Origin of the sequence: Pseudomonas sp. CG7, assembly GCF_023701885.1 — a bacterium.
Lineage (GTDB): Bacteria > Pseudomonadota > Gammaproteobacteria > Pseudomonadales > Pseudomonadaceae > Aquipseudomonas > Aquipseudomonas zanjanensis.
In genome coordinates, this window is record NZ_JABAEE010000026.1 from 1 (window position 1) to 26,396 (window position 26,396).

Annotated in this window: 21 protein-coding genes and 5 pseudogenes; 22 read left to right on the forward strand and 4 right to left on the reverse strand. The window is 55.1% G+C overall.

Features of this window, described 5'->3' with window-relative positions:
* The 3 genes and pseudogenes from HGO40_RS12900 to qhpG form a co-directional block, all read left to right on the forward strand.
* On the forward strand, positions 1–493 hold a 493-nt coding region (locus HGO40_RS12900; RefSeq protein ID WP_250963313.1), incomplete at its 5' end, for an ATP-binding cassette domain-containing protein.
* Positions 483–1,154: pseudogene (qhpE, locus tag HGO40_RS12905) on the forward strand (subtilisin-like serine protease QhpE); the annotation flags it as partial. The gene HGO40_RS12900 and the pseudogene qhpE, both read left to right, overlap by 11 nt.
* An 11-nt stretch (positions 1,155–1,165) precedes the next feature.
* Positions 1,166–2,452 carry a flavin-dependent monooxygenase QhpG gene (gene qhpG / locus HGO40_RS12910; RefSeq protein ID WP_353050728.1) on the forward strand — a complete coding sequence of 429 codons (1,287 nt, stop codon included), beginning with the start codon at positions 1,166–1,168 and terminating at the stop codon, positions 2,450–2,452.
* A 135-nt stretch (positions 2,453–2,587) separates the two neighbouring features.
* Here the strand turns inward: qhpG and HGO40_RS12915 are convergent.
* Positions 2,588–4,078 (reverse strand): annotated as a pseudogene (locus tag HGO40_RS12915) (aldehyde dehydrogenase family protein).
* A gap of 466 nt (positions 4,079–4,544) precedes the next feature.
* Here HGO40_RS12915 and peaA point away from each other — a divergent pair.
* The 17 genes and pseudogenes from peaA to HGO40_RS12995 form a co-directional block, all read left to right on the forward strand.
* Entirely contained in the window at positions 4,545–6,125 is a 1,581-nt protein-coding gene (gene peaA, locus HGO40_RS12920) for a quinohemoprotein amine dehydrogenase subunit alpha (protein ID WP_250963316.1), read from the forward strand.
* Between the two features lie 81 nt (positions 6,126–6,206).
* The gene (gene peaB / locus HGO40_RS12925) at positions 6,207–7,637 is read left to right on the forward strand and encodes a quinohemoprotein amine dehydrogenase maturation protein (RefSeq protein ID WP_250963317.1); all 1,431 of its coding nucleotides are present in this window, start codon (positions 6,207–6,209) and stop codon (positions 7,635–7,637) included.
* Between the two features lies 1 nt (position 7,638).
* On the forward strand, positions 7,639–7,962 hold the full coding sequence (gene qhpC / locus HGO40_RS12930) for a quinohemoprotein amine dehydrogenase subunit gamma (protein WP_122306066.1): 324 nt from the start codon (positions 7,639–7,641) through the stop codon (positions 7,960–7,962).
* Between the two features lie 23 nt (positions 7,963–7,985).
* The gene (peaD, locus tag HGO40_RS12935) at positions 7,986–9,104 is read left to right on the forward strand and encodes a quinohemoprotein amine dehydrogenase subunit beta (protein WP_122306065.1); all 1,119 of its coding nucleotides are present in this window, start codon (positions 7,986–7,988) and stop codon (positions 9,102–9,104) included.
* 405 nt (positions 9,105–9,509) lie between these two features.
* Positions 9,510–9,962, forward strand: coding sequence for an OsmC family protein (locus tag HGO40_RS12940; RefSeq protein WP_122306064.1), 453 nt, complete (start codon positions 9,510–9,512; stop codon positions 9,960–9,962).
* 60 nt (positions 9,963–10,022) lie between these two features.
* Positions 10,023–10,802 carry an enoyl-CoA hydratase gene (locus HGO40_RS12945; RefSeq protein ID WP_250963318.1) on the forward strand — a complete coding sequence of 260 codons (780 nt, stop codon included), beginning with the start codon at positions 10,023–10,025 and terminating at the stop codon, positions 10,800–10,802.
* A 98-nt stretch (positions 10,803–10,900) separates the two neighbouring features.
* Positions 10,901–11,179, forward strand: a complete 279-nt coding sequence (locus HGO40_RS12950) for a GTP 3',8-cyclase MoaA family protein (protein WP_122306062.1) — start codon at positions 10,901–10,903, stop codon at positions 11,177–11,179.
* 219 nt (positions 11,180–11,398) lie between these two features.
* On the forward strand, positions 11,399–12,421 hold the full coding sequence (locus tag HGO40_RS12955; protein WP_250963319.1) for an AraC family transcriptional regulator: 1,023 nt from the start codon (positions 11,399–11,401) through the stop codon (positions 12,419–12,421).
* A gap of 255 nt (positions 12,422–12,676) precedes the next feature.
* Positions 12,677–12,916, forward strand: a pseudogene (locus HGO40_RS30640) (malonyl-CoA decarboxylase domain-containing protein); the annotation flags it as partial.
* On the forward strand, positions 12,906–13,448 hold the full coding sequence (locus tag HGO40_RS12960) for an isochorismatase family protein (protein WP_122306059.1): 543 nt from the start codon (positions 12,906–12,908) through the stop codon (positions 13,446–13,448). The pseudogene HGO40_RS30640 and the gene HGO40_RS12960, both read left to right, overlap by 11 nt.
* Positions 13,449–13,482: 34 nt before the next feature.
* Positions 13,483–14,331: a 3-hydroxybutyryl-CoA dehydrogenase gene (locus HGO40_RS12965; RefSeq protein WP_122306058.1), complete on the forward strand. Its 849-nt coding sequence runs from the start codon at positions 13,483–13,485 to the stop codon at positions 14,329–14,331.
* A gap of 184 nt (positions 14,332–14,515) precedes the next feature.
* A complete protein-coding gene (locus HGO40_RS12970; protein ID WP_122306057.1) occupies positions 14,516–15,295 on the forward strand; it encodes an enoyl-CoA hydratase in 780 nt (259 codons plus the stop codon).
* A gap of 367 nt (positions 15,296–15,662) precedes the next feature.
* Complete coding sequence (locus HGO40_RS12975; RefSeq protein WP_250963320.1) at positions 15,663–16,847, forward strand: acetyl-CoA C-acyltransferase family protein; 1,185 nt, start codon at positions 15,663–15,665, stop codon at positions 16,845–16,847.
* A 14-nt stretch (positions 16,848–16,861) separates the two neighbouring features.
* The gene (locus HGO40_RS12980; protein WP_250963321.1) at positions 16,862–17,518 is read left to right on the forward strand and encodes a TetR/AcrR family transcriptional regulator; all 657 of its coding nucleotides are present in this window, start codon (positions 16,862–16,864) and stop codon (positions 17,516–17,518) included.
* 57 nt (positions 17,519–17,575) lie between these two features.
* Positions 17,576–19,354 (forward strand): acyl-CoA dehydrogenase C-terminal domain-containing protein, encoded by a 1,779-nt coding sequence (locus HGO40_RS12985; RefSeq protein ID WP_122306054.1) that lies wholly within the window; start codon positions 17,576–17,578, stop codon positions 19,352–19,354.
* Between the two features lie 86 nt (positions 19,355–19,440).
* Entirely contained in the window at positions 19,441–21,093 is a 1,653-nt protein-coding gene (locus tag HGO40_RS12990; RefSeq protein WP_250963322.1) for a fatty acid--CoA ligase, read from the forward strand.
* A gap of 139 nt (positions 21,094–21,232) precedes the next feature.
* Positions 21,233–22,477, forward strand: a pseudogene (locus HGO40_RS12995) (spinster family MFS transporter); the annotation flags it as partial.
* Between the two features lie 278 nt (positions 22,478–22,755).
* Here the strand turns inward: HGO40_RS12995 and HGO40_RS13000 are convergent.
* The gene (locus HGO40_RS13000; protein WP_250963323.1) at positions 22,756–22,962 is read right to left on the reverse strand and encodes a hypothetical protein; all 207 of its coding nucleotides are present in this window, start codon (positions 22,960–22,962) and stop codon (positions 22,756–22,758) included.
* Positions 22,963–22,968: 6 nt separating this feature from the next.
* On the opposite strand from HGO40_RS13000, the gene HGO40_RS13005 reads away from it, so the two are divergent.
* Both HGO40_RS13005 and HGO40_RS30645 read left to right on the forward strand, forming a co-directional pair.
* Entirely contained in the window at positions 22,969–23,799 is an 831-nt protein-coding gene (locus tag HGO40_RS13005; RefSeq protein ID WP_250963324.1) for an AraC family transcriptional regulator, read from the forward strand.
* The gene (locus HGO40_RS30645; protein WP_353050725.1) at positions 23,762–23,881 is read left to right on the forward strand and encodes a helix-turn-helix domain-containing protein; all 120 of its coding nucleotides are present in this window, start codon (positions 23,762–23,764) and stop codon (positions 23,879–23,881) included. The genes HGO40_RS13005 and HGO40_RS30645 overlap by 38 nt, the downstream gene beginning before the upstream one ends.
* A gap of 704 nt (positions 23,882–24,585) precedes the next feature.
* Here HGO40_RS30645 and HGO40_RS13010 read toward each other — a convergent pair.
* Positions 24,586–24,909: pseudogene (locus HGO40_RS13010) on the reverse strand (5,10-methylene tetrahydromethanopterin reductase); the annotation flags it as partial.
* 140 nt (positions 24,910–25,049) lie between these two features.
* A complete protein-coding gene (locus HGO40_RS13015; RefSeq protein ID WP_122306051.1) occupies positions 25,050–26,321 on the reverse strand; it encodes an MFS transporter in 1,272 nt (423 codons plus the stop codon).
* Positions 26,322–26,396 lie beyond the last annotated feature (75 nt).

Here is a 26,396-nt window from a genome sequence, read left to right on the forward strand (position 1 = left end):
GCTGGGGGGGGTCGACTTGCGCGAGCTGGATCTGTTCCAGCTGCGTCGGCGCATTGCCGTAGTCAGCCAGGACATCGTGCTGTTTCGTGGCAGCCTTGCCGACAATCTAGCGTACGCGGTGCCAGACGCAAGCCGCGGATCGATCGCCGAAGTCGCGCGGCTGGCCCAGCTAGACAGCCTGATTGCTTCCTTGCCCGAGGGCCTCGACAGCCATTTGGGCGAACGTGGTCAGCAGTTGTCCGGCGGCCAAAAACAGCGAATCGCGATTGCCCGGGCGTTGCTGCAGGACCCGCTGATCCTGGTGTTGGATGAGGCGACCTCGGCGGTGGATGAAGCCACCGAGCGCGAAGTCATCGAGGCCATCGACCGGCTGTTTGCCGGGCGCACACGCATCCTCATTAGCCATCGCCCGTCGACCCTGGCCGATGCCGATCTGCGCTTCGAGTTGCTGGATGGTGTGCTCACTTCGAAGACGGTGCCGCATGAAGCCTGAACTGCGCATTGGCGTTGTCGACAGCGGACATTCTGTGGCGCAACAGGTGCAGGTGATCGCCGGACGGCGCTTCTTGTTGCTGGACAATGGGCTGGCTGAGAGTGAACTGCGCGACGATCCCCTGGGGCACGGCAGTGCAGTGATCGAGGCCATCGGCCGACGGGCGCCAGCGGCGGTATTTTGCGTGGCCCAGGTGTTCGATCAGCGTGGCGTCACCAGCGCCTTGCAGATTGCCACGGCCATCGACTGGCTGGTTGCTCAGGACGTGCGGCTGATCAACTTGAGCCTCGGCCTGCGCCAGGACCGCAGCCTGTTGCGCGAAGCCTGCGCCTCGGCGGTCGCGCGCGGCGTGCTGCTCTGTGCGTCCAGCCCGGCCCAGGGCGACGGTGTATTCCCGGCCAATTATCCCGAGGTGTTGCGGGTTACCGGCGACGCCCGCTGCGCCGAACAGGAGTGGTCCTGGCTGGACAGCGCCCAGGCGGATTTCGCCGCCTGTGTGCATGGCACCTATCCGGGGCATTCCGGCGCCAGCCTCGGATGCGCGTCCTTGAGCGGGTACGTCGCGAGCTTTCTGGTGGAACAACCCCAAGCCAGCAATGCGCAGGGTCTCCATTGGCTGCAACAGAACGCTCGTTACCGTGGCCCTGAACGGCGCTCGGGCGCAGGAAGTCGATTATTGTGCTGGGCGCTGGGCCGGCGGGGGCGGCGGTCGCACTGGGTCTGCGCCGACTCGGTTACCCGGTGACACTAATGAGCGAATGGCGGCGTTTTGCGGCGCTGGAAGGGGTCTCTGTTAGAGTGCTCGAGGCCTTGCGTGGCGCGAGGCTACACCGGGCCCTGGCGGACGCGGCCTTGCCTTCCCAGCGCCAGGTGTCGTGGAACGGCCAGCAGCATGCGCAGAACATCGAGTACCTGCTGGATCGTCCCGGCTTTGATCGCGGCTTGCGCGAGGACTTGCGCCTGGCTGGCGTAGAGCTGATTGAGGCTCGGGTGCTGGCCGTCAGGACCTCGGCCACCGGGCATTTGATCGAACTCGAGGGTCGCGAAGCCTTGGCGGCCGATTTCCTCGTGGAAGCTCGCGGTCGTCAGGCCCCAGCCCTCGGCAAAGGCCTGCGCGGCCCCGAGACGGTCAGCCTGCTCAATCGCTGGCAAGGCACACCGGGGCACACCGCTAGCGCCGTGGAAAGCCTGGAGGAGGGCTGGGTCTGGATGGCGCGGCGGGCAGATGGTCAATGCTACTGGCAATGGACGGTAGACGTCGCCAGCGCCGGTTTGCCAGGCAAGGCGCAGTTGCTCGAACATTGTCGTCTGCGCCGTGAAGCTTCAGCATTGGCCCGAGGTTTTTTCGCTGGGGCGCCAGAGGTCGATCTGCAGTTGCACGCTCGCAGCAGCACGGCGATTCTCAGCCCGCAGGTGTGTGGTGACAACTGGATCCGCGTGGGTGACGCGGCGATGGCGGTGGATCCGTTGTCGGGCAACGGGATTTTCCAGTCGCTGTCTTCGGCGCTCCAGGCGCCCACGGTCATCAACACATTGTTGCGTAAACCCGAGCGGGCAGCGCTGGCGCAGCGGTTTCATCAGCAGCGGGTGGAGCAGTTATTTCTGCGCTTCGCACGAATCGGCCGGGATTTTTATGCCGACGAGCAGCGTTGGGTGGATCAGCCGGTCTGGCAGGCGCGGCGCAACTGGCCGGATGGGCAGGTGGCGCATGCCGAGGCGGATTTCAGTGCGATGAAAATCGAGCGTGCGCCGGTGCTCAAGGATGGGTTTGTAGATGAGGCTGAGGTGGTGATCACGCCGGATCAGCCGCTGGGGATCTGGCATGTGCAAGGGGTGGAGTTGGCGCCGCTGGTGCGGCGGTTGCAGGTCGAGCCCGCCGGGCAGGTGCTGGCGGGGTTGTCGGTGGAGCAGGCGCGGGTGGTTCGGGGGTGGCTGTTGGCTCAGGGTTTTACGCCCTGATTTCTTAGGTGACCTGGCTGGTCCCTTCGAGAGCAAGCTCCCACAGGGGATTTGTGTTAGCCACAGATCCGATGTGGGAGCGAGGACTTGCTCCGTGCGGCGTTCCGACGAAAGCGTCCTAATGGGCGCTAACAATCAAAGCTTGATCAACACCGACTTCAACTCAGTGTAATGCTCAATCGCCGCAAACCCCATCTCACGTCCAACCCCGGACATCTTGTACCCGCCAAATGGCAGCGCGGGATCCAGCGCGCTGTGGCAGTTAACCCACACCGAGCCCGATTTGATCCGTGGAATCATCCGATGTACTGCACCCAGATCATTCGACCAAATGCTTGCGCCCAATCCATATGGGCTGTCATTGGCCATGCGCAACGCATCGGCTTCATCATCGAACGGAATCGCCACCAGCACAGGCCCAAAGATTTCTTCTTGAACCAGTGAATGCTTCTGATCGACATCAACGATCACTGTGGGTTTGACGAAATAGCCAGGCCCGTATTGCTCGCCGCCGCAGGCGATCGTTGCGCCACTTTGGCGACCCTTTTCGATATACCCGTAGACCAGATCCTGCTGGCGCGCAGAAATCAAAGGCCCCATCTCGACGGTTGTATCCAGCCCGTTACCCATCTTCATGGCATTGGCGATATCGGCAATATCGGCCACGACATTATCGAAGTGTTTGCGTTGCACATAGAGCCTTGAACCAGCGCAGCACACTTGGCCCTGGTTGAAGAAAATGGCACTGGCGGCGCCTGCTGCTGCAGCCTTCATCTCGGCATCCGCCATCACGATGGTCGGTGATTTACCCCCCAGTTCCAGCGTGACTCGGGTCATCGTCTCCATGGCGACCTTGCCGATCTGCTTGCCAACGGCAGTGGAACCCGTGAAGGTCAGTTTGTCTACCAGAGGGTTATGGGTCAGTGCCGAGCCGGCGGTGATCCCGGTCCCGGTAACAACGTTAAACACGCCTTCCGGGTAGCCTGCTTCCAACGCTAGTTCGGCCAGTTTGAGCGCCGACAGTGGCGTTTCATCCGCAGGTTTGAGCACCACTGTACAGCCAGTGGCCAGGGCAGGGCCGAGTTTCCATCAAGCCAGCAATAGCGGGAAGTTCCACGCCACGATTGCGCCGACCACCCCCACCGCTTCGCGACGAATGAAACTGTGGAACTGATCGTTGGGCATGAGTGGTACGGACACTTCCATCGTGGAGCCTTCGATTTTGGTTGCCCAGCCTGCCATATATCGCAGGAAATCGATGGACAGCTGCACGTCCATCACCCGAGCCACTGCTACGCTTTTGCCGTTATTCAGGCATTCCAATTGGGCGAGAACATCGGCGTCACGCTCCATAAGATCGGCTAGTTTCCACAGAAGGTTCTGGCGCTCCCGGGGGCGGGTTCGGGACCAGGCCGAGTCATCGAATGCCCGACGTGCAGCGAGCACGGCACGGTCAACATCGTCAGCCGTAGCGCGTGGCACTACGCAAAGCTCTTCGCCGGTGGCTGGATTACGTAAGGACATGACCTGTCCATCGGCAGCTTCAACCCATTCGCCCCCGATAAGCATGCATGGAGCTCTTTGGATAAACGCCGTAGTGTCCGGATGTAGGCTTATAAGCGACATGATTCAACCTCTTTTTGTTGGTGTGCTGAGGTTTGTCGCAATGGTTGTGCCAGTTGCGTTATTAACGGGCAAAGGCACGATTTGACGAGTGTGAGGGCTGTTGTCTTAGCGCTCTTGGTTTAGCAGAGTGTCATATATTGAGACGACCTGAGACATTTAAGAACTACTGGAGAAGCAGCCCAATGACGTGGCAAATGAGCAGCATCAATTCTACAAATAATGTAGATATCTCAGAGTGACACAGTTGTCGCGAAGTAAAACAGTCGCCACTGACGATGGAGTTGAAAAATAACCTGGCGATTACCGATATGCCGCGCATTCAGCAAGATCTCGGAAGTTGGCACGGTCTGTGTATTGATCATCGCAGACGTTTCTCTTGCCCCCGTCAGCGGTGCGCCGCCGACGGCAGAAACCATAAAAACGATAAGCCACAAAATAAGAAAGCACCGTGCGAGGTTAGACGTTGATGAAGAGAAAACTCCGATCAGGCCTGAGCGCCGGTCTGCTGGCTGTGGCCGCGTGTGTGGCGTTGAATTCGCCTTACAGCCTCGCAGCTCGCGACGCCCAGACAATTCTCAAGGAAACATGTCAGGGCTGTCACACCCCTGAAGCCGATAACGCCTTGAGCCGTATCAGTCACCAGCGTAAAACCCCGGAAGGCTGGTTGATGAGCATCGCCCGGATGCAGACAATGCACGGTTTGCAGATCAGCGATGATGACCGCCGCACGCTGGTCAAATACCTGGCCGACACCCAGGGCCTGGCGCCGAGCGAGACCGACGGTGTGCGTTACGCTCTGGAACGTCGACTCAATACTGTCGAGAAATTCGACGACCAGACCAGTCAGATGTGCAGCCGTTGCCACTCCGGCGCGCGGGTTGCCTTGCAACGGCGCCCAGCCGAGGAATGGGAGCGGCTGGTAAACTTTCACCTCGGCCAGTGGCCATCGCTGGAATACCAGGCCATGTCACGAGACCGTGAGTGGTTCGACCTCGCCCGCAAAGACATGGTGCCGCTGTTGGCCAAGCGTTATCCGCTGGACAACCCGGCCTGGAAAAGCTGGCAGAGCAGCGCGCCAAAAGCCGAGGCGCTGGTGGGCGACTGGAGCTTCAGCGGTCACATGCCGGGTAAAGGTGAATTGGCCGGGGTGATGAGTGTGACCGGCGATGGCGACGATACCTTCAAGGTCAGCGTCAAAGGCCAATACGCCGATGGAAGTCCTTTCAATGGCGACGGCAGCGCGGTTCTCTACACCGGTTATGAATGGCGCGGCAACGTGACCATCGACGGCGTGACCATGCGTCAGGTGTTCGCTGCACAGAACAATGCGATGCAGGGCCGGATGTTCGAGGGCGAGCACGATGAGCGCGGCCTGGATTTTGTCGCCGCCAAGCAGGGCAGCAGCCGTTTGCTGGCAGTGCAGCCGGGTTACCTCAAGGCCGGCACCGAGAGCGAAGTGACCCTGATCGGCAGCGGCCTCAGCGGAAGGCCGGACTTCGGCAAAGACGTGGAAGTGCTCGAAGTCGTCGAGCAGAGCCCGGACAAAATCAGGGTGAAACTCAAGGCCGCAGCCAACGCCCAACCGGGCCTGCGCAACGTCACCGTCGGCACGCTGCAAGGCCCGACACTGTCGGTCTACAGTAAGATCGCCGAGGTCAAGGTCGTGCCTGAATTCTCCGTGGCACGGGTCGGTGATGGCGGCGGTTCGACGCCGAAAGTCCAGGGCCGTTTCGACGCCGAAGCCTGGGGCAACGGGGCTGACGGCAAGCCGTATCGCATCGGCGTGTTCCCGGCGCAGTGGTCGGTCGCCGCCTTCGACGACCGCGCCAAGGAAGACGAGGACGTGAAGTTTGCCGGCATTATGCAGGCTGACAGTGGTGTGTTCACACCGGGCGACGCCGGGCCGAACCCGCAACGCAAAATGTCCACCAACAATGCCGGCAACCTGAAGGTGATCGCCGCCGTCGACGACGCAGGGAAATCCCTGACCGGCGAAGGCCACATGATCGTCACCGTGCAACGCTGGAACAATCCACCCATTCCATGAGTTGGCTGATCGTTAACCGTTTCAGACACTCTCAGGAATGACCGCAGGCCCCGCCAGACGGGGTCTGCACAGGAGGTTGCAATGGGCGCTATTTTGAATCTGGTTGAGCGGAACCTGCACGAAGTGCACGTCGACGCCGACCGCATGCTGTTTCACATTCCCAGCAGTTCGCTGTTCGCCAGTGATGAGCTGACCGGCACTATCATCGACACCTTGCGCGGTCCCGGCTGTTCGTCGGACGACCTGATCCAGCGTTTGGCTTCGCGTTTCAACGGCGAGGAAATCACTGAGACACTGCGCGAGTTGATGTCACTGGAGCTGGTCAGCGACGGCTCGCCGCTGACCCCGGACATTGGCACCAACCGGGTCGAGCGCACCGCAATCAATACCGTGGTGCTCAACGTCAACACCGGCTGCAACCTGAGCTGCACCTACTGCTACAAGGAAGACCTCGATAAACCGTCGGCCGGCAAGAAAATGGACATCGAAACGGCGGTCGCATCGGTAGAAATGCTGCTGCGTGAATCCCCGGACGAAGAGCGTTTCACCGTGGTGTTCTTTGGCGGCGAGCCGCTGAGCAACCGCAAGCTGATCGAGTACATGGTCGACTATTGCGAGAAGCGTTTCCGCGAGGCCGGCAAGTTCGTCGAATTCGTCATGACCACCAACGCCACGCTGCTCACCGAAGAGACTGTGGACTATCTGAATGCCCACCGTTTCGGGCTCTCGGTCAGTATCGACGGGCCGAAAACAGTGCATGACCGCAACCGCATCACCGTGGGCGGGCAGGGCACGTACGACGTGGTGCGGCGCAAGGCTGAAATGCTGCTGTCGCGCTACAACAGTCGTCCGGTGGGCGCGCGGGTGACCCTGACCACCGGCGTCACCGACGTCGAAACCATCTGGGATCACCTGTTCAACGAACTGGGTTTTGCCGAAGTCGGTTTTGCCCCGGTGACCTCTGGTGACATCAGCACCTTCAACCTGTCCAGCGATGAACTGATCGAAGTCTTCGCCAACATGAAGAAGCTTGGGCGACGTTACCTGGAGGCGGCGCTGGAACACCGAAACATCGGTTTTTCCAACCTGCACCAGTTAATCACCGATATCCACGAAGGCCACAAAAAAGCCCTGCCGTGCGGTGCCGGGTTGAAGATGCTGGCGGTGGACTACAAGGGTGAGCTCAACCTGTGCCACCGCTTCACCGGCTCGTCGTTGCCGACCTTTGGCAACGTCCACACCGCCGTGAAACAGGTCGAGTTGAACGATTTCCTGTCTCAGCGTCTGGATCGTACCAACACCGGCTGCGAAGATTGCCAAATCCGCAACCTCTGCTCCGGCGGCTGCTACCACGAGAGCTACGCCCGCTACGGCGACCCGACCCATCCGACCTATCACTACTGCGAACTGATGCGTGACTGGGTCGACTTCGGCATCGAGGTCTACACCCGGATCATGGCCAACAACCCTGCGTTTATCAGCAGCTACATCACTCCGCGCAAGGCTCACTGATATGAAGCATTTAAAGGCAATCAATAATAAAGCGTTGAAACTCGATGAAGCCGCGGCCGAAAACCGCATCGAAGAAGTGGTGGCGATGAGCTCGGTCGTGGGCTGCGCTTCGACGACCGACCCGGGATGGGAAATCGACGCGTTCGGCGGCGTGTCGTCGCTGTGCCAGCCGATGGAAGCCGATCTCTATGGCTGTTCCGACCCGTGCTGGTGGCCGGCCCAGGTGCCCGACATGATGAGCACCTACCCGGACTGGAACAAGGATGCCCAGGCGTCCAACGATAACTGGCGCAACCTTGGCACTGTCTTCCCTAAAGACAAGTGATCGGACTTCAGAAGGATTCCAGCATGCACAGCATCAAAGCCTGCGGCCTGGCCGCGTTCGCCGTCCTGAGTACCTGTTCGCTCACTGTTCTGGCCGATGAAAACACGGCACTGCAAGACGGTCACGAGTACATGGTGACCACCAATTACCCGAATAACCTGCACGTCATCGACCTGGCCACCGACACCCTGTTGAAGACCTGCAAGATGCCCGACGCGTTCGGGCCTGGCACCGTGCAGTTGTCGCCAGATGGCAAGACCGCCTACGTACTGAACAATCATTACGCCGATGTCTACGGTGTCGAGCTGGACAGCTGCAAACAGGTATTCCACGCCAACGTCAGCCAGCAGCCGGGTGAAAAAGCCAAGTCATTGTGGGCCTTTGCGATTAGCCATGACGGCAAGGAGCTCTTCGTTGTTGCCAATCCGACGTTGATACTCAGCGACCGCTATGTGGTGCAGCAACCTAGACTTGATGTTTACGCCACCAACGCTGGGATGGACGCCAAACCCGTGCGCAGTTTTCCGGCGCCCAGACAGCTGACGGTTATGCAGAGCGGCGACAATGGCACGCTGTATGCCGCGGGTGCGGACATCTATAAAGTGGATGTGAAAACTGGAAAATTTGACGTGGTAATCCCCAGCCGCCATTGGAAAAGGGCCAATTACAGCGCCCCGGACGTGCTTTACGGTTGGAGCCAGCAAACTTATCGGCAAGAATTTTCTGTACTCTACACAGCGGCAAAGTACAAGGATAAGAAACAGGATCCAGCTACCGCTGAATATGTGTACGGGTTATTCAGCGTTGACCTGAAAACCGGCAAGACCGAAGCCACCGACTTCGGCCCACTGACGGAAGTTTACTTCAGCGGCATGCGCTCGCCGAAGGATCCCAACTTAATGTTTGGCGTGCTCAACCGCCTGGCAAAGTACGACATTAAACAGAAAAAATTACTGCAGGCAGCGAAGCTGGAACATTCCTTCTATTGTGTTTCAATTAGCAAGGATGGCAGTAAAGTCTATTTATCAGGCACCCTCAACGACATCGCTATTTTCGATGCCGACAGCCTGAAACAGATCGGCAATATCAAGTTGCCGGGTGGTGATATGGCGCTTACCACGTCGCAGATATTCATTCGTTAGAAGAGCTCTTATAAAGATGGTAGGGCTGTTGCGTGTGTTCGCAACAGTCGACCTAACTAGATAAGGGGTATGAGGAGCCAACCGAGCTATACGAATGGGTCGCAAACCAAGCCATCATGACGCGGATAGACCAAGCGGTGTGTATGGTCTCCTTCGCCGACAGCGAAGCGCCAGCAGCGATGACGTATTGTCAGGAGCTATTCGATAACGCCTCCACGACTTGTCGTCCGGCTCGTATGGCGAGTGGAATCAGAGCTCTGGCTTGTCAATTGGAGTTTACATTCTGGCGGGAGAATGCTTGTCTAAATAAGATCTGAGTTCTACTTGATGCTTTTAGATCGTAAGGCCCTAAGCTACACATTGTTTGAAATGTGTTTTATTAAATAACGCTATTGAGAAGAGATCATGTCTGAACATGCTGCTGAAATTAGCTGGGAAAAAAATATCCATGCGGATGACGCTTCTACCTACTCACGTAATCACGTTGGTCGGTTTGAAGGAGAGCAGAAATTAAATATCTCTGCCGCGATCGAATACAAGGGCGATGCACGGTGTGCGGATCCTGAACAACTGTTGGTCACCGCCGCAGCTAGCTGTCACATGCTTTTTTTTCTGGCAATCGCTGAGCAACAGGGATTTCTTCCCGAGTCCTACAGCGACACGCCTGTCGGATACCTTGAGAAAGCCGACAGCGGCAATCTGGAAATTACCCTGATTGAGCTTTACCCAAAAATAGTATTCTCTGGGGAAAAACAGCCCGATGAAAAAGCTATTGCTCGTATACATGCGGGCGCACATAAAAGATGCTTTATAGGGAACTCCATTAAGGCCAAGATTACGGTAGGTAGTTACTCCTGAGTGAATAAACCAGCCTGTGCAGACCGCTTCGAGTATGCGCAGGTATAAAGGTCATAATCCATGTCTAATGTAGATGATATAGTCCTGCACGAGCGTCGAAACGACGTTGTGACGTTATGGCTTAACAGGCCGCACCAGATCAATGCGTTGTCGGAAGAAATGCTAAATGTGCTGAAAGAACAGTTGGATTTTATCGCATCCGACTCCAGCATTCGCTGTGTCGTCTTGGCCGCGAAAGGAAATGCCTTTTGCGCAGGTCACGATTTGCGCGAAATGCAGCAAAACCAAAATACAGTTTTTTACCAGAATTTATTTCGTTTATGCAGCGATGTAATGCTAAGAATCCAGTCGTTACCTGTGCCTGTAATCGCTCGTGTGCAAGGCGTTGCAACTGCGGCAGGCTGCCAGCTGGTAGCGAGCTGCGACTTGGCAGTTGCCGCAATGGAAGCCCGCTTTGGAGTTTCAGGTATTAATTTGGGACTTTTTTGCTCTACGCCATCTGTTGCGCTGACCCGGACGGTGCCCGTCAAGCGAGCTTTTGAGATGTTGTTTACCGGGAAATTTATCGATGCAAAAACGGCGGTAGAGTGGGGATTGGTCAATGAGTCCGTCGAACGTGAAGATCTCGATAGCGCTGTGGACGTTTTGACTTCTGCGATTTCCTCGAAGAGTGCGACAGCCGTTAGATATGGTAAGTCGATGATTTATCGTCAGAAATTAATGTGCGTTGAGGATGCATATGCATATGCAGCTGAAGTCATGGCGTCTAATGCCATGGAGGTTGACGCCATCGAAGGTATTGGCGCTTTTCTAGACAAGCGCTCGACAAAAAATCAATAGGTGACTTAGTAGGGCGAACGTTTGATGTTCTGTATACATAATAGGGGTGCCCGCTAATCAGTTTTCAGATGTTTTATCTAATGAGTTAAGAGTGTCATATGGCTGACGTTCAGTTAGTCGAGGCGCTGACACGAAGAGATAAATCGAAGAAAATTCTTGATGGTATTGAGTCGGCGGTAGCGACAGGGTTCAAGCGATTTAGAATTAATAGTGTTTTTCAAAGAGGAGTAGATTTTGATGAAGTGCATGACCTGGCTAAGTATGTGCTGCATCAAAGTTTGGATATTGGTTTTATTGAGGAAATGATACTAGGCGCAGTGGTTTGTCACGATCGTAGTAAAACGCTAGTTGCCAGTGATGAATGCTTGACTGTGTGAGTGATAGTTTGGATTTGCACCAGTAGTACAACGTACAGAACGGCCTTGAAAATATTATGGCGTGAGAGGCTATGACAGCTGAATAGGGTTTATATCGCCCCATAGCCATTATTTTTGTAGTGCGGGCAATAAAATTCGAGTGATGGCAGACGGTAAGCTTGTTCTCTGGTCGCAAGCTAGGCAGGTTAATCAGTTAATCAATGCTTGAGTAATGCATATATGACTTTACATAATTTCCCTACCATATACGCCGAAAGCTTTTTCACGCAGCACGCCGAATTATTTTCTCCCTATCTGACGACAGTTGGACTCAGTAAAGAGATTTTGCATTCCCCTGGATACGAAATTCCTTTATCTCAGTATGTCGCTTTATGGGAAATACTGGGTAGAGAAATCTCACCCAGCATCGGGCTCCAGGTTGGGCTGCATACCAATTGTCACGAGTGGGGCGTATTGGGGCATGCGGTTCGCAGTGCGCCGACAATGCAGCTGGTATTACATTGTTTAAGTCATTTCATTGGGGTGCTCACTCAAGGAGTCCGACTCGATATCACTAAGTCGGGCAAGTTCATTGGTCTCGGTTACCAAGTTGTAGATCCTCTAATAGTTCAACGCAAGCAGGATTCTGAATTTTCGATTGCTTCTGGCTTAAGCATGATACGTGAGGTTACCGGCTGTCCTGATCTATCACCCATTCGTGTGGAATTTGAGCATAGCGCCTGCGGTGATTTGAACACCTACAAAGAAATATTTAATTGCCCTGTGCTATTCAATCGCCCAGACAATCGCCTTGTGTTTTCGCCAAATTTGCTGGAACTGCCGATTCGTACTGCCGATATTCGCTTATTTCAGGCGTTAGAGGTATTCCTTGAGCAGAGGCGGGTCATGAGAATTGGCCCCAACGATTTACTCAATCGCCTCTTGCGCCAAGTCGCTGATAGCCTGAGCAGCGGATGCCCAAGCATAGAATATATAGCCGCCACCATGAATATGGGCGTGCGAACCCTGCAACGGCGTTTGGCTGAACACGATCTGGACTTCAGCCATCTTGTTGAAGCGGTCCGTCGGTCTCTAGCAAAAAATTATGTATCCCGTTCAAACCATAGCATAACCGAAATCGCATTTTTGCTCGGTTATACCGAGGCCAGTTCCTTTAGTCGCGCTTTCCGACGCTGGATGCAGTTGACACCTCAACAATATAGGCAGCAGGTACATGTGAAGCCTTCACTGATTGGCACATGATGCCGTCATTTTAGTCTTGCGCGGACAAGCCTACCCGTCGTGTGTTCGGTAGATATTCACCTGAGCTATATACTTTTTGGGAGTGAAGATGTTTCTGCAAAGTAAAAATCGTAATAGATTTTTCATTAACAGTGTGTGGGCTTGCCCACAGGGCCAGCAACGGTCTCACGATGTTACCAACTCTGCCGATGGCCAGATTTATGGGGCAGTTTCATTTGGTTCAGCGCCTGATGTGAATATAGCACCAATGGTGCGAGTTTAGGAAAAGTAAACTGGTTGGCAGATAATTCGAAAGCGGGCCTTCGGCAATCTTACGGATTGATGGTTAATTATTCCTATAAGCCTGATGAAATCGACTTAAATTGCCAGGTCTATGCCGAAAGCGGTGAACTGCCTGTGAGCTCTGAAGTGGGAAAGTTAGCGATGAAGGCGCAATCGCGCCGTGGTGGTCTGGTGGTGCAAAAAATAAGACGGAGAAGTCAACTTGAAGATTAATAGAGCTAAAGCGGCGCTGCTAGTAATAGATATGCAACCTAAGGTGTTGCAACTAGTGCCCGATCACCAGAACGTCCTTCAGAACTGTCAGTGGTTGGTAGGGTTGTGTGAAGATCTTGAGATCGCCGTGCGATTTTCCGCGCACTATTCCAACGGATTGGGTCCTATATCAGATGACCTGTTGGCATGCTCCCAGAAACCTACGATTATAAATAAGAAGTATTTTTCTTGCGTTGAAGAGGGTGGGAACACTGCTAAAGAATTTCGTTTGCAAGATCAATGGATTCTGTGCGGCATCGAAACACACGCTTGTGTGATGCTTACTGCATTGGACCTCGTCGCTGCTGGAAAACAGGTTTTCGTGGTTATCGACGCTGTTGGTTCACGAGCGGAAATCGACAAGTCGGCGGCAATAAGTCGATTGCAAGCTGCGGGTGTCATTCTGGTTACACGAGAGATGGTTCTATTTGAATTGCTGCGATGCGCGGGAACTGAAGAATTCAAAGCATGCAGTAAAAAATATTTGAAGTAGTTTTTTCAACTTATTGTTGTCTTTAGGAGTTCATATGAATATGAAAAAAATTGGTGTTCTTGGCGCGGGTACCATGGGCAGCGGGATCAGTCAGGTTTTCGCAATCAATGGATACGACGTCGCACTGATTGACATCTCGGCTGCCGCGCTTGACCGAGCTATGGATACCGTAGAGAAAAGTTTGTCCCGTCTGCTCAGTAAGGAAAAAATTATCGGTCAACAGAAGTCGGAGGCTCTATCAAGGATTCGAACGGGGGTCAATCTCTCGGACCTGGCCGATTGCGACGTCGTGATTGAGGCCGCGACCGAAAACCTTGAATTGAAGTTGCACCTGATGGCCCAGTTAGACGCCATTGTGCGCCCGGAAGCAATCTTGGCATCTAATACATCTTCGATCTCTATTACCCGACTGGCTGCAGCGACTACGCGACCTGAACGAGTGGTTGGCTTGCACTTTTTTAATCCCGTTCCAGTCATGGCCCTTGTTGAAGTTATTCGCGGGCTTCAAACCAGCGAATCGGCGTTTTCTTCGATGGAGGCATTAGCCAAGGCGGTAGGGAAGACGCCGGTAAAAGTGAAAAATAGTGCGGGCTTTGTTGTAAATCGCCTGCTTTGCCCAATGCTCAACGAAGCGGTGTTTGCCTTGAGTGAAAATCTCGCATCGGCGTCTGAAATTGATGAGGCCATGAAAATGGGCGCCAACCATCCTATTGGCCCCCTGGCACTGTGCGACATGATTGGCCTTGATGTTCAATTAGCCGTGATGCAAGTTCTATTCGAATCGTTCAAAGACTCCAAATATCGCCCAGCTCCACTCCTCGTGGAAATGGTAGAGGCGGGCTATCTCGGACGTAAGACAGGCCGTGGCTTTTACCAATATTAATTGACGTCCGTTTAACCCTAAATTCAGCGCGAGCTTCTGGTCACGGTAAGCTGATTAGCCTATTGACGTGTGCATGGGTCTGTGTGATGCGTGGTTGATCAGCAGTCCGTAGTCTTGCGCTGAATTAGTGTTTATAGGCGTTATTTTGTGGTGACCCAACTGTACATCTTCGGAGAGTTAAAAATTGGATAGTCATGGCTCTGTCGTCGTTGAGGTTCATGGGCGTGTAGGATTGATAAAAATCAATCGGCCTGATGTTCTTAATGCGTTGAATGATGAGGTTATGGATAGGATTTCTGATGCGGTCGACTTGTTTGAGACCGATGAAGAAATAGGTTGCATCGTTCTCACAGGCGGCGATAAAGCCTTTGCGGCTGGCGCGGACGTCCAGGCGATGAAGTCATTTGATTATATGCATGCCTATAAGACTGATTTTGTTTCCCGTAATTGGGAGCGACTGGGTAAGTCTCGAAAACCCGTAATTGGCGCAGTCGCGGGGTTTGCCCTCGGGGGCGGGTGTGAGCTTGCAATGATGTGCGACATCATCATCGCTGCCGAGAACGCAAAATTTGGTCAGCCCGAAGTTCGGCTTGGCATTTTGCCGGGAGCAGGGGGCACGCAGCGGTTGACTCGTGCCCTTGGCAAGGCTAAAGCCATGGATTTGTGTCTCACGGGCCGGACGATGGATGCTTTTGAAGCCGAAAAATCCGGGCTTGTAGCACGTGTAGTGCCTGTTGAGCGTCTTCTGGATGAAGCATTAAGCGCAGCCCAGGCCATCGCTGGCTTCTCGCTCCCTGTCACGATGATGATTAAAGAGTCTGTTAATCGTGCATTCGAAAGCAGTCTTGCGGAAGGTCTGTTGTTCGAGCGGCGCCTTTTTCATTCTGCCTTCGCTTTAGAGGATCAAAAAGAAGGGATGGGCGCGTTTCTTGCCAAAAGGAAAGCAATATTCAAACACCGATAGTGAGAAATATCGGTTCGTGGCCGCACCGCCGCGAATTCTAACCGCGGCTTTTGGTTTCATAGAAGAATGGATCACCAATCCGGAAGCTCCCGTGGCTTATGCCCGATTTCCGAATCTGCGTCATTGCCAAATTAGCGGCTCATTTGTACCGCAGCAGATTGATTGTCATTGGATGACAAGAGCCTGTCATTGTATGACAAGCAGCTGCTTGCAATTGCGAGTAGTGTGCTTGCTAGGCGAGCGCTCACTTTTTTAGTTGCGTTTTTTAATCGGTTGGTTAAAGGCATATAGGTTGTGTAGCTCAACGCGACATGAATAGTGTCGGTGCCGAAGCGTGCAACTTAATAATAAATTTAGTGGAGTTTCCATGTCTACATCTGAAGTGTTTATCGTCAGCGCCACACGAACTGCAATTGGCTCCTTCGGTGGCACGCTAAAGGATATACCGCCATCGCAATTGGCGACGACGGCCGTGCAGGCTGCCTTGCGACGCAGCGGTTGCGCACCGGACCGTGTTGGCAATGTTGTGATGGGTACTGTAATCCCAACCGATACGCGTGACGCCTATCTTTCTCGGGTTGCCGCAATCCAGGCCGGCATACCTAAGGAGACTCCAGCGTTCAACGTCAATCGCCTGTGCGGGTCCGGCCTGCAGGCGATTATTTCAGCGGCACAGGGCCTGTTGTTGGGGGAAAACGAGGTTGCAGTTGCCGGCGGTGCCGAGAGCATGAGTCGTGGGCCCTACATGCTTCCTGGCGCACGATGGGGTGGGCGTCTGGGCGACATGCAGGCGATTGACTACATGCTGGGTATTTTGCATGACCCCTTTCACCGCATTCACATGGGCATTACCGCCGAGAACATCGCCGAGCGTTATGGTGTCAGCCGCGCCGATCAGGATGCGCTCGCGCTGGAAAGCCAGAAACGTGCGGCTCGCGCCATCTCTGAGGGTCGCTTTGTCGGGCAGATCGTACCGGTTGAAGTGAAAACGCGTAAAGGCATGCAACTGTTCGAGGTCGATGAGCACGTGCGCGGTGATGTCACGCTGGAAGAGTTGGCAGCTATGAAAGCGGCGTTCAAACCGGACGGGACAGTTACAGCCGGCAACGCTTCGGGCTTGAACGACGGCGCCGCAGCGCTGCTGTTGGCAACTGATGCGGCGGTCAAGAGCGATAACTTGCGTCCGCTGGCGCGTCTGGTCAGCTACGCGTGTTCCGGCGTTGAGCCTGAGTTGATGGGGCTGGGGCCGATTCCTGCTACTCGTCTTGCTCTGAAACGCGCTGGCTTGACGGTCGCAGATCTTGACGTGATCGAGTCCAACGAAGCCTTCGCTTCCCAGGCTTTTGTTGTGGCATGCGAGCTTGAATTTGATCCTGCCAGAGTCAACCCGAACGGTTCGGGTATTTCCATCGGTCATCCAGTGGGTGCTACCGGAGCGATGATTGTGACCAAAGCTGTCCACGAACTGCATCGCATCCAGGGACGCTATGCATTGGCGACCATGTGTATCGGTGGTGGTCAGGGCATCGCAGCGATCTTTGAGCGCGTCTAGAGGTGCGTCGGTGAATGAATCAAATGGGTGATAAGTGCGCTGAGGAGTCTATCCCTTCACGATTGGAACCGCTGCGCAAAACCGCCTTGCAGCTTTTCGCCCAGCGAGGTTTTGCTCGGGTAGGCGTACGCGAACTAGCGCAGCAACAGGGGATGGGCCCCGGCTCCTTTTACTGCCATTTTGAGAGCAAAGAACAGCTGTTGTTCGAGTTGATCGAGGAGCTCTTCACCGACTTACTCGCGTTAGCGCGGTGCCGCGATAAGGATTGCTCTCTTGCGTGCCTGAAGGCGTTCGTGCATGCGCATATTGGCTTGCACGAGCGACGCGCCATGCATTTTCTAATCGCTGAGCGTGAATTCCACTGCCTTTCGCTGGAGCACCAGCAACACATTTGCAAGATGCGACGAGAGTATGAACATCGTTTTTTGGTCCTGTTGCGCGAGGCTGGGGCGAGCGCACCCTCGCCGGTGCTTGCGGCGACCGTGCACGCGGTAATGGCCTGGTTGAACAACCTGCCAAGCTGGCTGGAACAGTCTGAACTGACAGCATCGCAGAGGCCCGCAGTATTGAGTGCAATTGTGCTTGGATCGCTTTCCAGCGTTCTGCCGTTTTCGGTGCACACCGTTCTTTGGAATGTTCCCGTGACCCGCAAGCGTATTGCTCGCAAGTGAAGCTGGCTCTACATCAACCACTGCATACCCATGCAAACAATATTAAGAGATTCTGTTATGGCTGATTACAAAGCTCCATTGCGCGATATGCGCTTTGTCCTCAATGAAGTGTTCGAGGTCTCCAAGTTGTGGGCTCAACTGCCTGCCTTGGCCGAAGTAGCAGATGAAGAGACCGCTATGGCCATCCTGGAGGAGGCCGGAAAAGTTACGGGTGAAGTGATCGCTCCGCTCAATCGCAGCGGCGACGAAGAGGGATGCTCGTGGCGTGACGGCGCAGTGAAGACTCCTGCAGGTTTCCCCCAGGCCTACCGAACCTATGCAGAAGGTGGCTGGGTGGGAGTCGGCGGTGCGCCAGAATTTGGCGGGATGGGCATGCCTAAGTTGATCGGTGCCCAGGTCGAAGAAATGGTCAACTCGGCAAATATGTCGTTTGCGCTGTACCCGATGTTGACTGCCGGGGCCTGTCTGTCGATTTTGAACCACGCCAGTGAAGAGCTGAAGACCCGATACCTGCCCAATATGTACGAGGGCCGGTGGACTGGATCAATGTGCCTGACTGAACCGCATGCCGGCACCGATCTTGGGATTATCCGTACCAAGGCCGAACCGCAGGCCGATGGCAGTTATACGGTCACCGGTACCAAAATATTCATCACCGGTGGTGAGCAGGACCTGACCGAGAACATCATCCATCTGGTGCTGGCCAAGCTTCCTGACGCTCCGGCTGGCCCTAAGGGTATCTCGCTTTTTATCGTGCCCAAGTTCTTGGTCAACGCCGATGGCTCTTTGGGTGAACGCAATGCAGCCCATTGCGGCTCGATCGAACACAAGATGGGCATCAAGGGCGCGGCCACCTGTGTGATGAACTTCGATGGCGCCACCGGCTGGATCGTCGATGCGCCAAACAAGGGGCTGGCGGCGATGTTCACCATGATGAACTACGAGCGCCTGGGCGTTGGTATCCAAGGTCTGGCGTTGGGCGAGCGGTCATACCAGAACGCGGTCGAATACGCCCGGGACCGTATCCAGAGTCGCGCACCGACTGGAGCCCAAGTCAAAGACAAGGTTGCGGATCCGATCATCGTGCACCCGGACGTTCGCCGTATGTTACTGACGATGAAGGCTCTGAACGAGGGGGGGCGTGCTTTCTACAGTTACGTGGCGATGCAACTGGACACTGCCAAGTACAGCGAAGATGCCACCACGCGAGAGCGTGCCGAAGAAATGGTTGCCTTGTTGACCCCTGTGGCAAAGGCGTTCCTCACCGATATGGGTTTAGAGACCACGGTGCATGGCCAACAGGTCTTTGGCGGTCATGGTTTCATTCGCGAGTGGGGCCAGGAACAGTTGATCCGGGACTGCCGCATCACCCAGATCTACGAAGGTACAAATGGCATCCAGGCGCTCGACTTGATGGGGCGCAAGGTGGTCGGCTGCGGTGGTAGTTTTTACAAGCATTTCAGTAACGAAGTGAAGGATTTCATCAGCGCCGCCGATGAGGGCTTGAGCGAATTCACCGTACCGTTGCAAACAGCCATCGACACCCTTGATGCGCTCACCGCTTGGGTCATCGTGCAGGCCAAGGCTAATCCTAATGAGATCGGCGCCGCCTCGGTGGAGTACCTCCAGGTTTTCGGTTACACCGCATACGCCTACATGTGGGCGCTGATGGCGCGCGCAGCTTTGGACAAGCAAGAACAAGAAGATTTTTATGTCAGCAAACTCGGCACCGCGCGCTTCTACTTCGCTCGTCTGTTACCACGCATCCAATCATTGAGCGCGGCAGTAAAGGCCGGCAGTGAATCGCTTTACGAACTCGACGCCGCGCAGTTCTGACCCCTTGGGGCGCTGGCCGACATCAGTTCAAACGATGGTGCCAGCGCCAACAAGACCTTATTGAAATCCCTCTGGGAGATGTCCTCATGGTTAAAACAAAAATAATTCTCCCTTCGCCAGGCGCGTACGAGTACCCATTGCTGATCAAGAGTCTGCTGCTTTCAGGGCAGCGCTATGAAACAGAACAGGAGATTGTCTACGCTGACAAGCTGCGTTACAGCTACCGCTCGCTCAATGAGCGTATCCGGCAAATGGCCAACGTGCTGACCGCTGCAGGCGTCAAGGCTGGGGACACCGTGGCGATGCTGGATTGGGACAGTCATCGCTATCTGGAGTGCTTTTTCGCGGTGCCGATGATCGGCGCCGTGCTGCATACGGTAAATGTTCGCCTGTCTGCCGAGCAGGTGCTTTATACGATGAACCATGCGCAGGATGATTTAGTCCTTGCCCATGACGATTTTCTGCCGCTGCTGGAACAAATTCATGGCGGACTGACGACTGTCAAAGGCTACATCCAACTGAGCGACGAGACGGCCAAGGCAACGACTTTGCCCGTAGTGGGCGAGTACGAGCAGTTGCTGTCCCAATCCCCTGTGACTTATGACTTCCCCGATTTTGACGAGAACTCGGTTGCCACCGTGTTCTACACAACAGGCACGACCGGTAACCCGAAGGGTGTGTTCTTCAGCCATCGTCAACTGGTGCTGCATACCCTGGCCATGGTGGGCACTTTTAGTGCCTATCAAGGGTTGCCGCTGCTTCGCTCTGACGATGTCTATATGCCAATCACCCCAATGTTCCACGTACACGCCTGGGGAGTGCCCTATGTGGCGACGTTGATGGGGGTGAAACAGGTTTATCCGGGACGCTATGAACCCAATGCCCTGGTTCGCCTCTACCGGAAGGAGAAGGTTACGTTCAGCCACTGCGTGCCAACCATTCTGCAGATGATTCTGGGTTGCCCCGAGGCAGCCGGGACGGACTTCAGTCGCTGGAAGATGCTCTTGGGCGGGAGTGCCCTGGCACTTGGCACCGCAAGTCAGGCGGCAGCAACTGGCATGCAGGTGTTTAGCGGTTACGGTATGTCCGAAACCTGCCCGATTTTATGTGCAACTTATCTACGGGCTTCTGAACTTGAACAGTCAATGGAGGAGCAGCTACCGCTCAGGATCAAAACCGGAGTGCCAGCTGCAATGGTCGACCTGAAGATCGTCGACGCCGGGGGCAAGGACGTTTTGCACGACGGAGAGTCGATGGGGGAGGTGGTGGTACGTGCGCCCTGGTTGACTCAGGGCTACCTGCATGACCCGGAAAAAGGTGCCGAACTCTGGGATGGGGGCTGGCTGCACACCGGCGATATCGGTTCTATCGATGCGCGCGGCGTATTGGAAATCAAGGACCGTATCAAAGATGTGATCAAGACTGGCGGCGAGTGGATCAGCTCTTTGGAATTGGAGAGTCTGATCAGTAAGCATCCTGCCGTCATGTCCGTTGCGGTGGTGGGTATTCCTGATCTTCAGTGGGGCGAACGGCCAATGGCGATGGTTGTATGCGCACCATCATTGCAGATCAATCAGGCGAATCTGGAGGATCACCTGATGCAGTTCGTTGACAGCGGCAGCATTAATAAATGGGCAATCCCTAAAAAATTCCTGTTCGTCGATGATATCCCCAAGACAAGCGTTGGCAAAGTTGACAAAAAACTAATACGAGAAACCGAGCTCGCGGAGCGAGGATGATTATTTTGCTTTCAGGAGTTTGAGATCGTTGGTTGAGTGATCAACCGGCTTGCATCTGGTCGAGAGCCGCTTACACGAACGTTCGTGGTGTACGGAAACAGTAGTCATCACGGCCAGATCAAGCAGGCAAGGAAACTCTGTTGACCGGCAAATCCTCAATCTGCTGGTGGGCCCAATACGTCGCGACCTGATGATCAGCGATACTCAGATGAGTCTGTTGATGGGACTGTCGTTTGCGCTTTTCTACACCGTATGCGGCATTCCTCTCGGGCGCCTGGCCGACACCAGGAGCAGGCGCGGCTTGATCGCCTTTGGCATATTGTTCTGGAGCGCGGCCACCGCAGCCTGTGGTTTGGCCAGGCTTTACTGGCAATTCCTGATCTGCCGGATCGGCGTTGGCGTCGGAGAGGCAGCCCTGTCACCCGCGGCCTATTCACTGATAGCGGACAGCTTTCCCGCCGAGCGCCGTGCCACGGCAATCAGTGTCTATTCGATGGGGGTATACCTCGGCTCGGGCTTCGCGTTTCTGTTTGGTGGTTTGGTCATCAAGTTGGCCTCTGCACAAGGTGACGTATTGCTGCCGGTGCTGGGTGAAGTGCGTCCCTGGCAGCTGATTTTTCTCGCGCTTGGCGCAGCAGGGTTACTTTTCAGTCTGCTTCTCTTGGCGATCAGGGAACCTGCCAGACACGACGTCGGCGCTGGTATTGCGGTGCCGTTAAAGGAGGTTGCACGGTATATCCGCGCTAACAGACGCACCGTGATTTGCCATAATTTCGGCTTTGCCGGCTTGGCGTTCGCCGGTTACGGCAGTGCGGCGTGGGTTCCGACATTCTTCATTCGCACCTATGGCTGGGACGCCGGTCAGGTCGGGATCGTATACGGCGGCATAATGGCAGTGTTTGGTTGCCTGGGCATCGTGTTCGGCGGAAGGTTGGCCGACTGGATGGCGAGGCGGGGCAGCAGCGACGCCAATATGCGTGTCTGTCTATATGCTACCCTGGGTGCTTTACCTTTTGTACTGGCCTTCCCTTTGATGGAGAGCGCGCAATGGGCGGCGATTCTGGTCGCACCCGCCGTGTTCTTTCTGAGCATGCCGTTTGGTGTGGCGCCGGCGGCCATTCAGGAGATCATGCCTAACTCGATGCGCGGGCAGGCATCCGCGATTTACCCGTTTGTGATAACGCTGATTGGCTTGGGCATCGGGCCAACGGCGGTAGCGGTAATGACCGACTACGTCTTTGGCGATGATATGTCACTTCGCTACTCACTGATGATTGTCACCAGCATCGCGGTGTTGTCCTCAGTTCTGTTGCTGAGCTTGAGTCTGAAACCCTATCGCGACAGCGTGGTGCACCTGCAACTGTGGGCGACCAGGGCGACCTGAACATCCATTTCGGCGCAAACACGGAGGACAACGCGCTCTATTGGTGCAGGGAACTATTGCAGGTCCGCGGTAATTTGAGACGGTGCACCCTTGGTGCACCTGCCTCACGTTTGGTAGCGGGGCTTTGGTGCATAGGTTCAGCGCATGGCGCAGAAATTGCCTGATTCGTTTACTTCGCTTACCGATTCCGGTTTGCGGATATGGGCAATTGGCAAGCTTGCTACCGGTTTTGCCAAAATTGGCAATTCGCTCGTGGGGCACATATGCATCATTTACGACTACCCAGCGCTTCCCCTGTTACAAGCTTCAAGGGTCAGTGTGTCGTCGCTCAACATGCGTTGTTCGATCAGGCGAACGAAACGCGCTTGTTTCTTCGGTCCGTACATCCCGGTCAGATACCCGTAACGGCTCACGCCATAGCGTTGGTCGTCGATTTCACCCGGCAGCGTGGCCTCAGCGTAGATGCCGTCCTGCGAGACTGCCATTTACAGGTGGATCGCCTGCATTCGCCCTCTACCAGCCTGACCAGAGAGCAAGAGCTGAAAGTGTTCGAGAATCTCCTGGTACTGAGTGGCGATGCGACGGTAGGGTTTGAGATCGGAAGGCGTCTGCACGTTTCCTGCTTCGGCCTGCCTGGCTACACGATGTTGGTCAGCGCAACGGTCAAGGATGCCATCCAGTGCTTGAGCAACTTCCCGTTGCTGATGGGCCTGTACTTTAACGTCACCATGCGAGAGGAGGGTGACTGGACAGCGATCGTCGTTGATGACTACTTCTACGCAAAACAGCTCGAACCCATGTGCACAGACATGATGCTCGCCGCGATCATGGCGATCATGGCGATCATCGCGGACCTCGCCGGGCGTCCGATACAGCCTCTCGACGTTACGCTTCAACACACTCGCCCTTCATATCATGACTACTGCACCGATCTGTTTGGTTGCGAAGTCCATTACGGGGCGCCGGAAAACGCGATTTATTTCCCCACTGTTCTGTTGAATCAGCCTGCTGCGCTGGCCAACGCCGTCAGTGGCGAGGCGCTCTACCTGCAATGCCTCGACATGGAACGCGATGGTGCGGCCAAGGTCACCAGTGACCTCATTTCGCAGATTCGCGGTTTGCTCAATCGGGAGCTGAGTGAGTTCAGCACATTGGGGCGTGTGGCTGAGCATTTTTTCCTTACGGAACGGACGCTGCGGCGTCGTCTGAAGTCGTTCGACATTTCCTTCCAGCAATTACTCGACGAGGCACGCCAGAAACGGGCTGAGGACTTGCTGCGAGGGGATGAAAATTGCCGAAATTGCGGAGTTTCTCGGCTATAGCGACATCGCCAGTTTTCGTCATGCCTTTCGGCGATGGACCGGATTATCCCCCAGCGAATTTCGCCACCAGACAGTGAGCTGATCACGTCCGCGCTGAAATCTTCTCCCCCTCCCGATCGCTACCGATTGCCGACTTCCAGATGAGCCTTGCTGGCCGCCTGCGTTCTCCTGCCCGCACCGTTAATGAGCAATCAGAGTGCTGCCGACCCACTTCCGGCAGCAATGCCTGTTGTCCGAATTTATCCCCTGTTTTGTCCTTTTTGGCTCTGACTTCGCGAGTCCGGTCGCCCTAGAGAATAAGCGTGCAAGTGGCGACCCTAGAAGTCGCCCGTTCGTTGGATTTCAACCACGTACAGGACTAAAACGCATGAATCAAATAGTCGCAGAGGGCACGGCGCTCGACGATAGGTCGGCCAGATCACGTACAGCCAATACCACATCGCCAAGACGCACTCTGCCATTTGGCTGCGAGCGTATGGTATTCATCGAGAGAGCAGGACCCGTTATTGATGATTTTGCCAGCGGCACCGAAACTCCCCCCATCAAAGGCGTCCATTTGCCTTCCTTGTCGACGATGCCCTCCGGGTCTGCAACCGCGGCTGTTTCCAGCGCCGACGTTGTCGCGTGTCAACGCTGGGTAATAGTCGTCCGAACGCAGACTTCCTTTTGGACGTCGGTGGCATGGCGGGTGCCAGCGTAGCCATCCTCCCGAAATGCGTGCAGCTTATGCGGCTTTGCTCGCAAGGCTGCTCGAGGCGCGACGTGCTCTCGAAGCGAGGGGAAGGCTCAGATTCGATAGCTGGCTGCTGGGTGTGGATGCTGCAACAAGCGGTCTTGGTTGAAGAGTTTTTCCCTCAACGTTCCTGGTGTGTATTCAGTCTTGTAGATTCCCCGCTCCTGAAGGACGGGAATAAGCAACTCGACGATGTCCTTGATCGTGTCGGGTGCCACCGCATACGCCAGGTTGAAACCATCAATATCAGTTTCCTCTATCCACTGTTGCAGCTCATCAGCGACCCGTTGAGGGGAGCCTACGATCAAGGGACCAGAACCGCCTACGGCGATGTGCTCGGCAACTTCACCTACCGTCCAGACCCTGTTCGGATCGGAGACAGCGGTCATTGTAATGCCCGCACACAGACCCTCATCGTCAGCGGTCGAGATGACGGGTACCTAGACCGCGCTTTTGGATGCAGACCGCGCAGTCGTGATCCGAGTCGCGCGGTTGTTGCTTTAACTAAGGAAAGCTGTCAGAAATCCTCCAAGTCAGCGTTCCGGCTATTCGGTCGGGGAGTGATTAATATAGCAACGACTAAAATCACTGTGATTGGAATCGCGACAATGATCCAGATGGTGGACCACGAAAAGGTGCTTACCATTGGCTGGATTAGTAAGGACGAAATTCCAAATCCGGCCCACGCGCACCCCGAGGCGAATGCACTGCCCGTGCCGCGAACCCACGTTGGAAATGCTTCCTGGCTCAGATTGGGAGCAGCCCCCCAAAGTGCCAGCGCTAACACCATACAAATGATGAAGATAGGAATTAGGGTGTTGGTTTCTGACATTAGCAGCCCTACGCACGCCAGACCGCTGATGATCGACAGCGTGATTAACGTCCAATGAGAGCCACGCATAACAGTAAACAATCCGGTGGCGACTGTAGCCACCACGCCAACCCAGCTTCCGATTGTAATAGCATTATTTGCCGTGACGAAGTCGATGCCGCGCGTGTTCAAATATGGAATCGAGTAGTAGGACGTGAGCTGGTTTATCCAGACAGCGAAAAAGTAGAACATACTGACCCCAATGGTGCGGCGGCGCAGCCCAGGGGAGAAGAGAGTCTTGATCGACGGTTTGGCCTGTCGGAGGGCGGCGAGCTCCTCGCTACTCATTCTCTTGATTGCCAAGAATCGGGGAGTTTCCTTGATAGTGAATGCTACGAGCAGCGCTAATACGAAGGGGAGCGCGCCAATAAGAAGGAAAGTAGGTCGCCAACCTATGCTTGTTGCAACCTCACCGGAAAACAGTGCAGACAACCCGAACCCGAGCCCCCAGCCCGCCGGAATACATCCGACCATCCACCCACGATGCTTAGATGGAACTGACTCAGCAATTAACACTCCGGCGGTTGCCCACGTCACGTACCCAACGGTAGCGATCGTGCGGGCGACCGTGAATGAAGCAACGTCCCACGCTAAGCTGGATAGCATGGTGAATACTGCTGTGATGGAGAGCGCGGCGACCATAACGGGCTTCCTGCCCCATTTATCAGTCGCGCGTCCAACCACCATCATCGCAATGACCCCGCAAGTTATAAAGCCAGCGGCATAGATATATCCTAGAGTCGTGAGGTCCAGGCCTAGGTCTTTGCTGAGTAATGGAAAAGCCGTAGGCAGTAGGGCCGAGTCCGCTGCAACGGATGCGTATCCTAAAACGCCAAGGATCATGACCCATATATGATACGCGGTGAGTCGGTCTTTAACCGCCCCCACCTGGCCGTTAGCTATAGTTACAGCCGACATTTGACTCTCCTATCGATAAGCATCGATTGGTCGATTTAGGGGGGGCAGGAATATGTATCGGATCTAAGTGGCCAA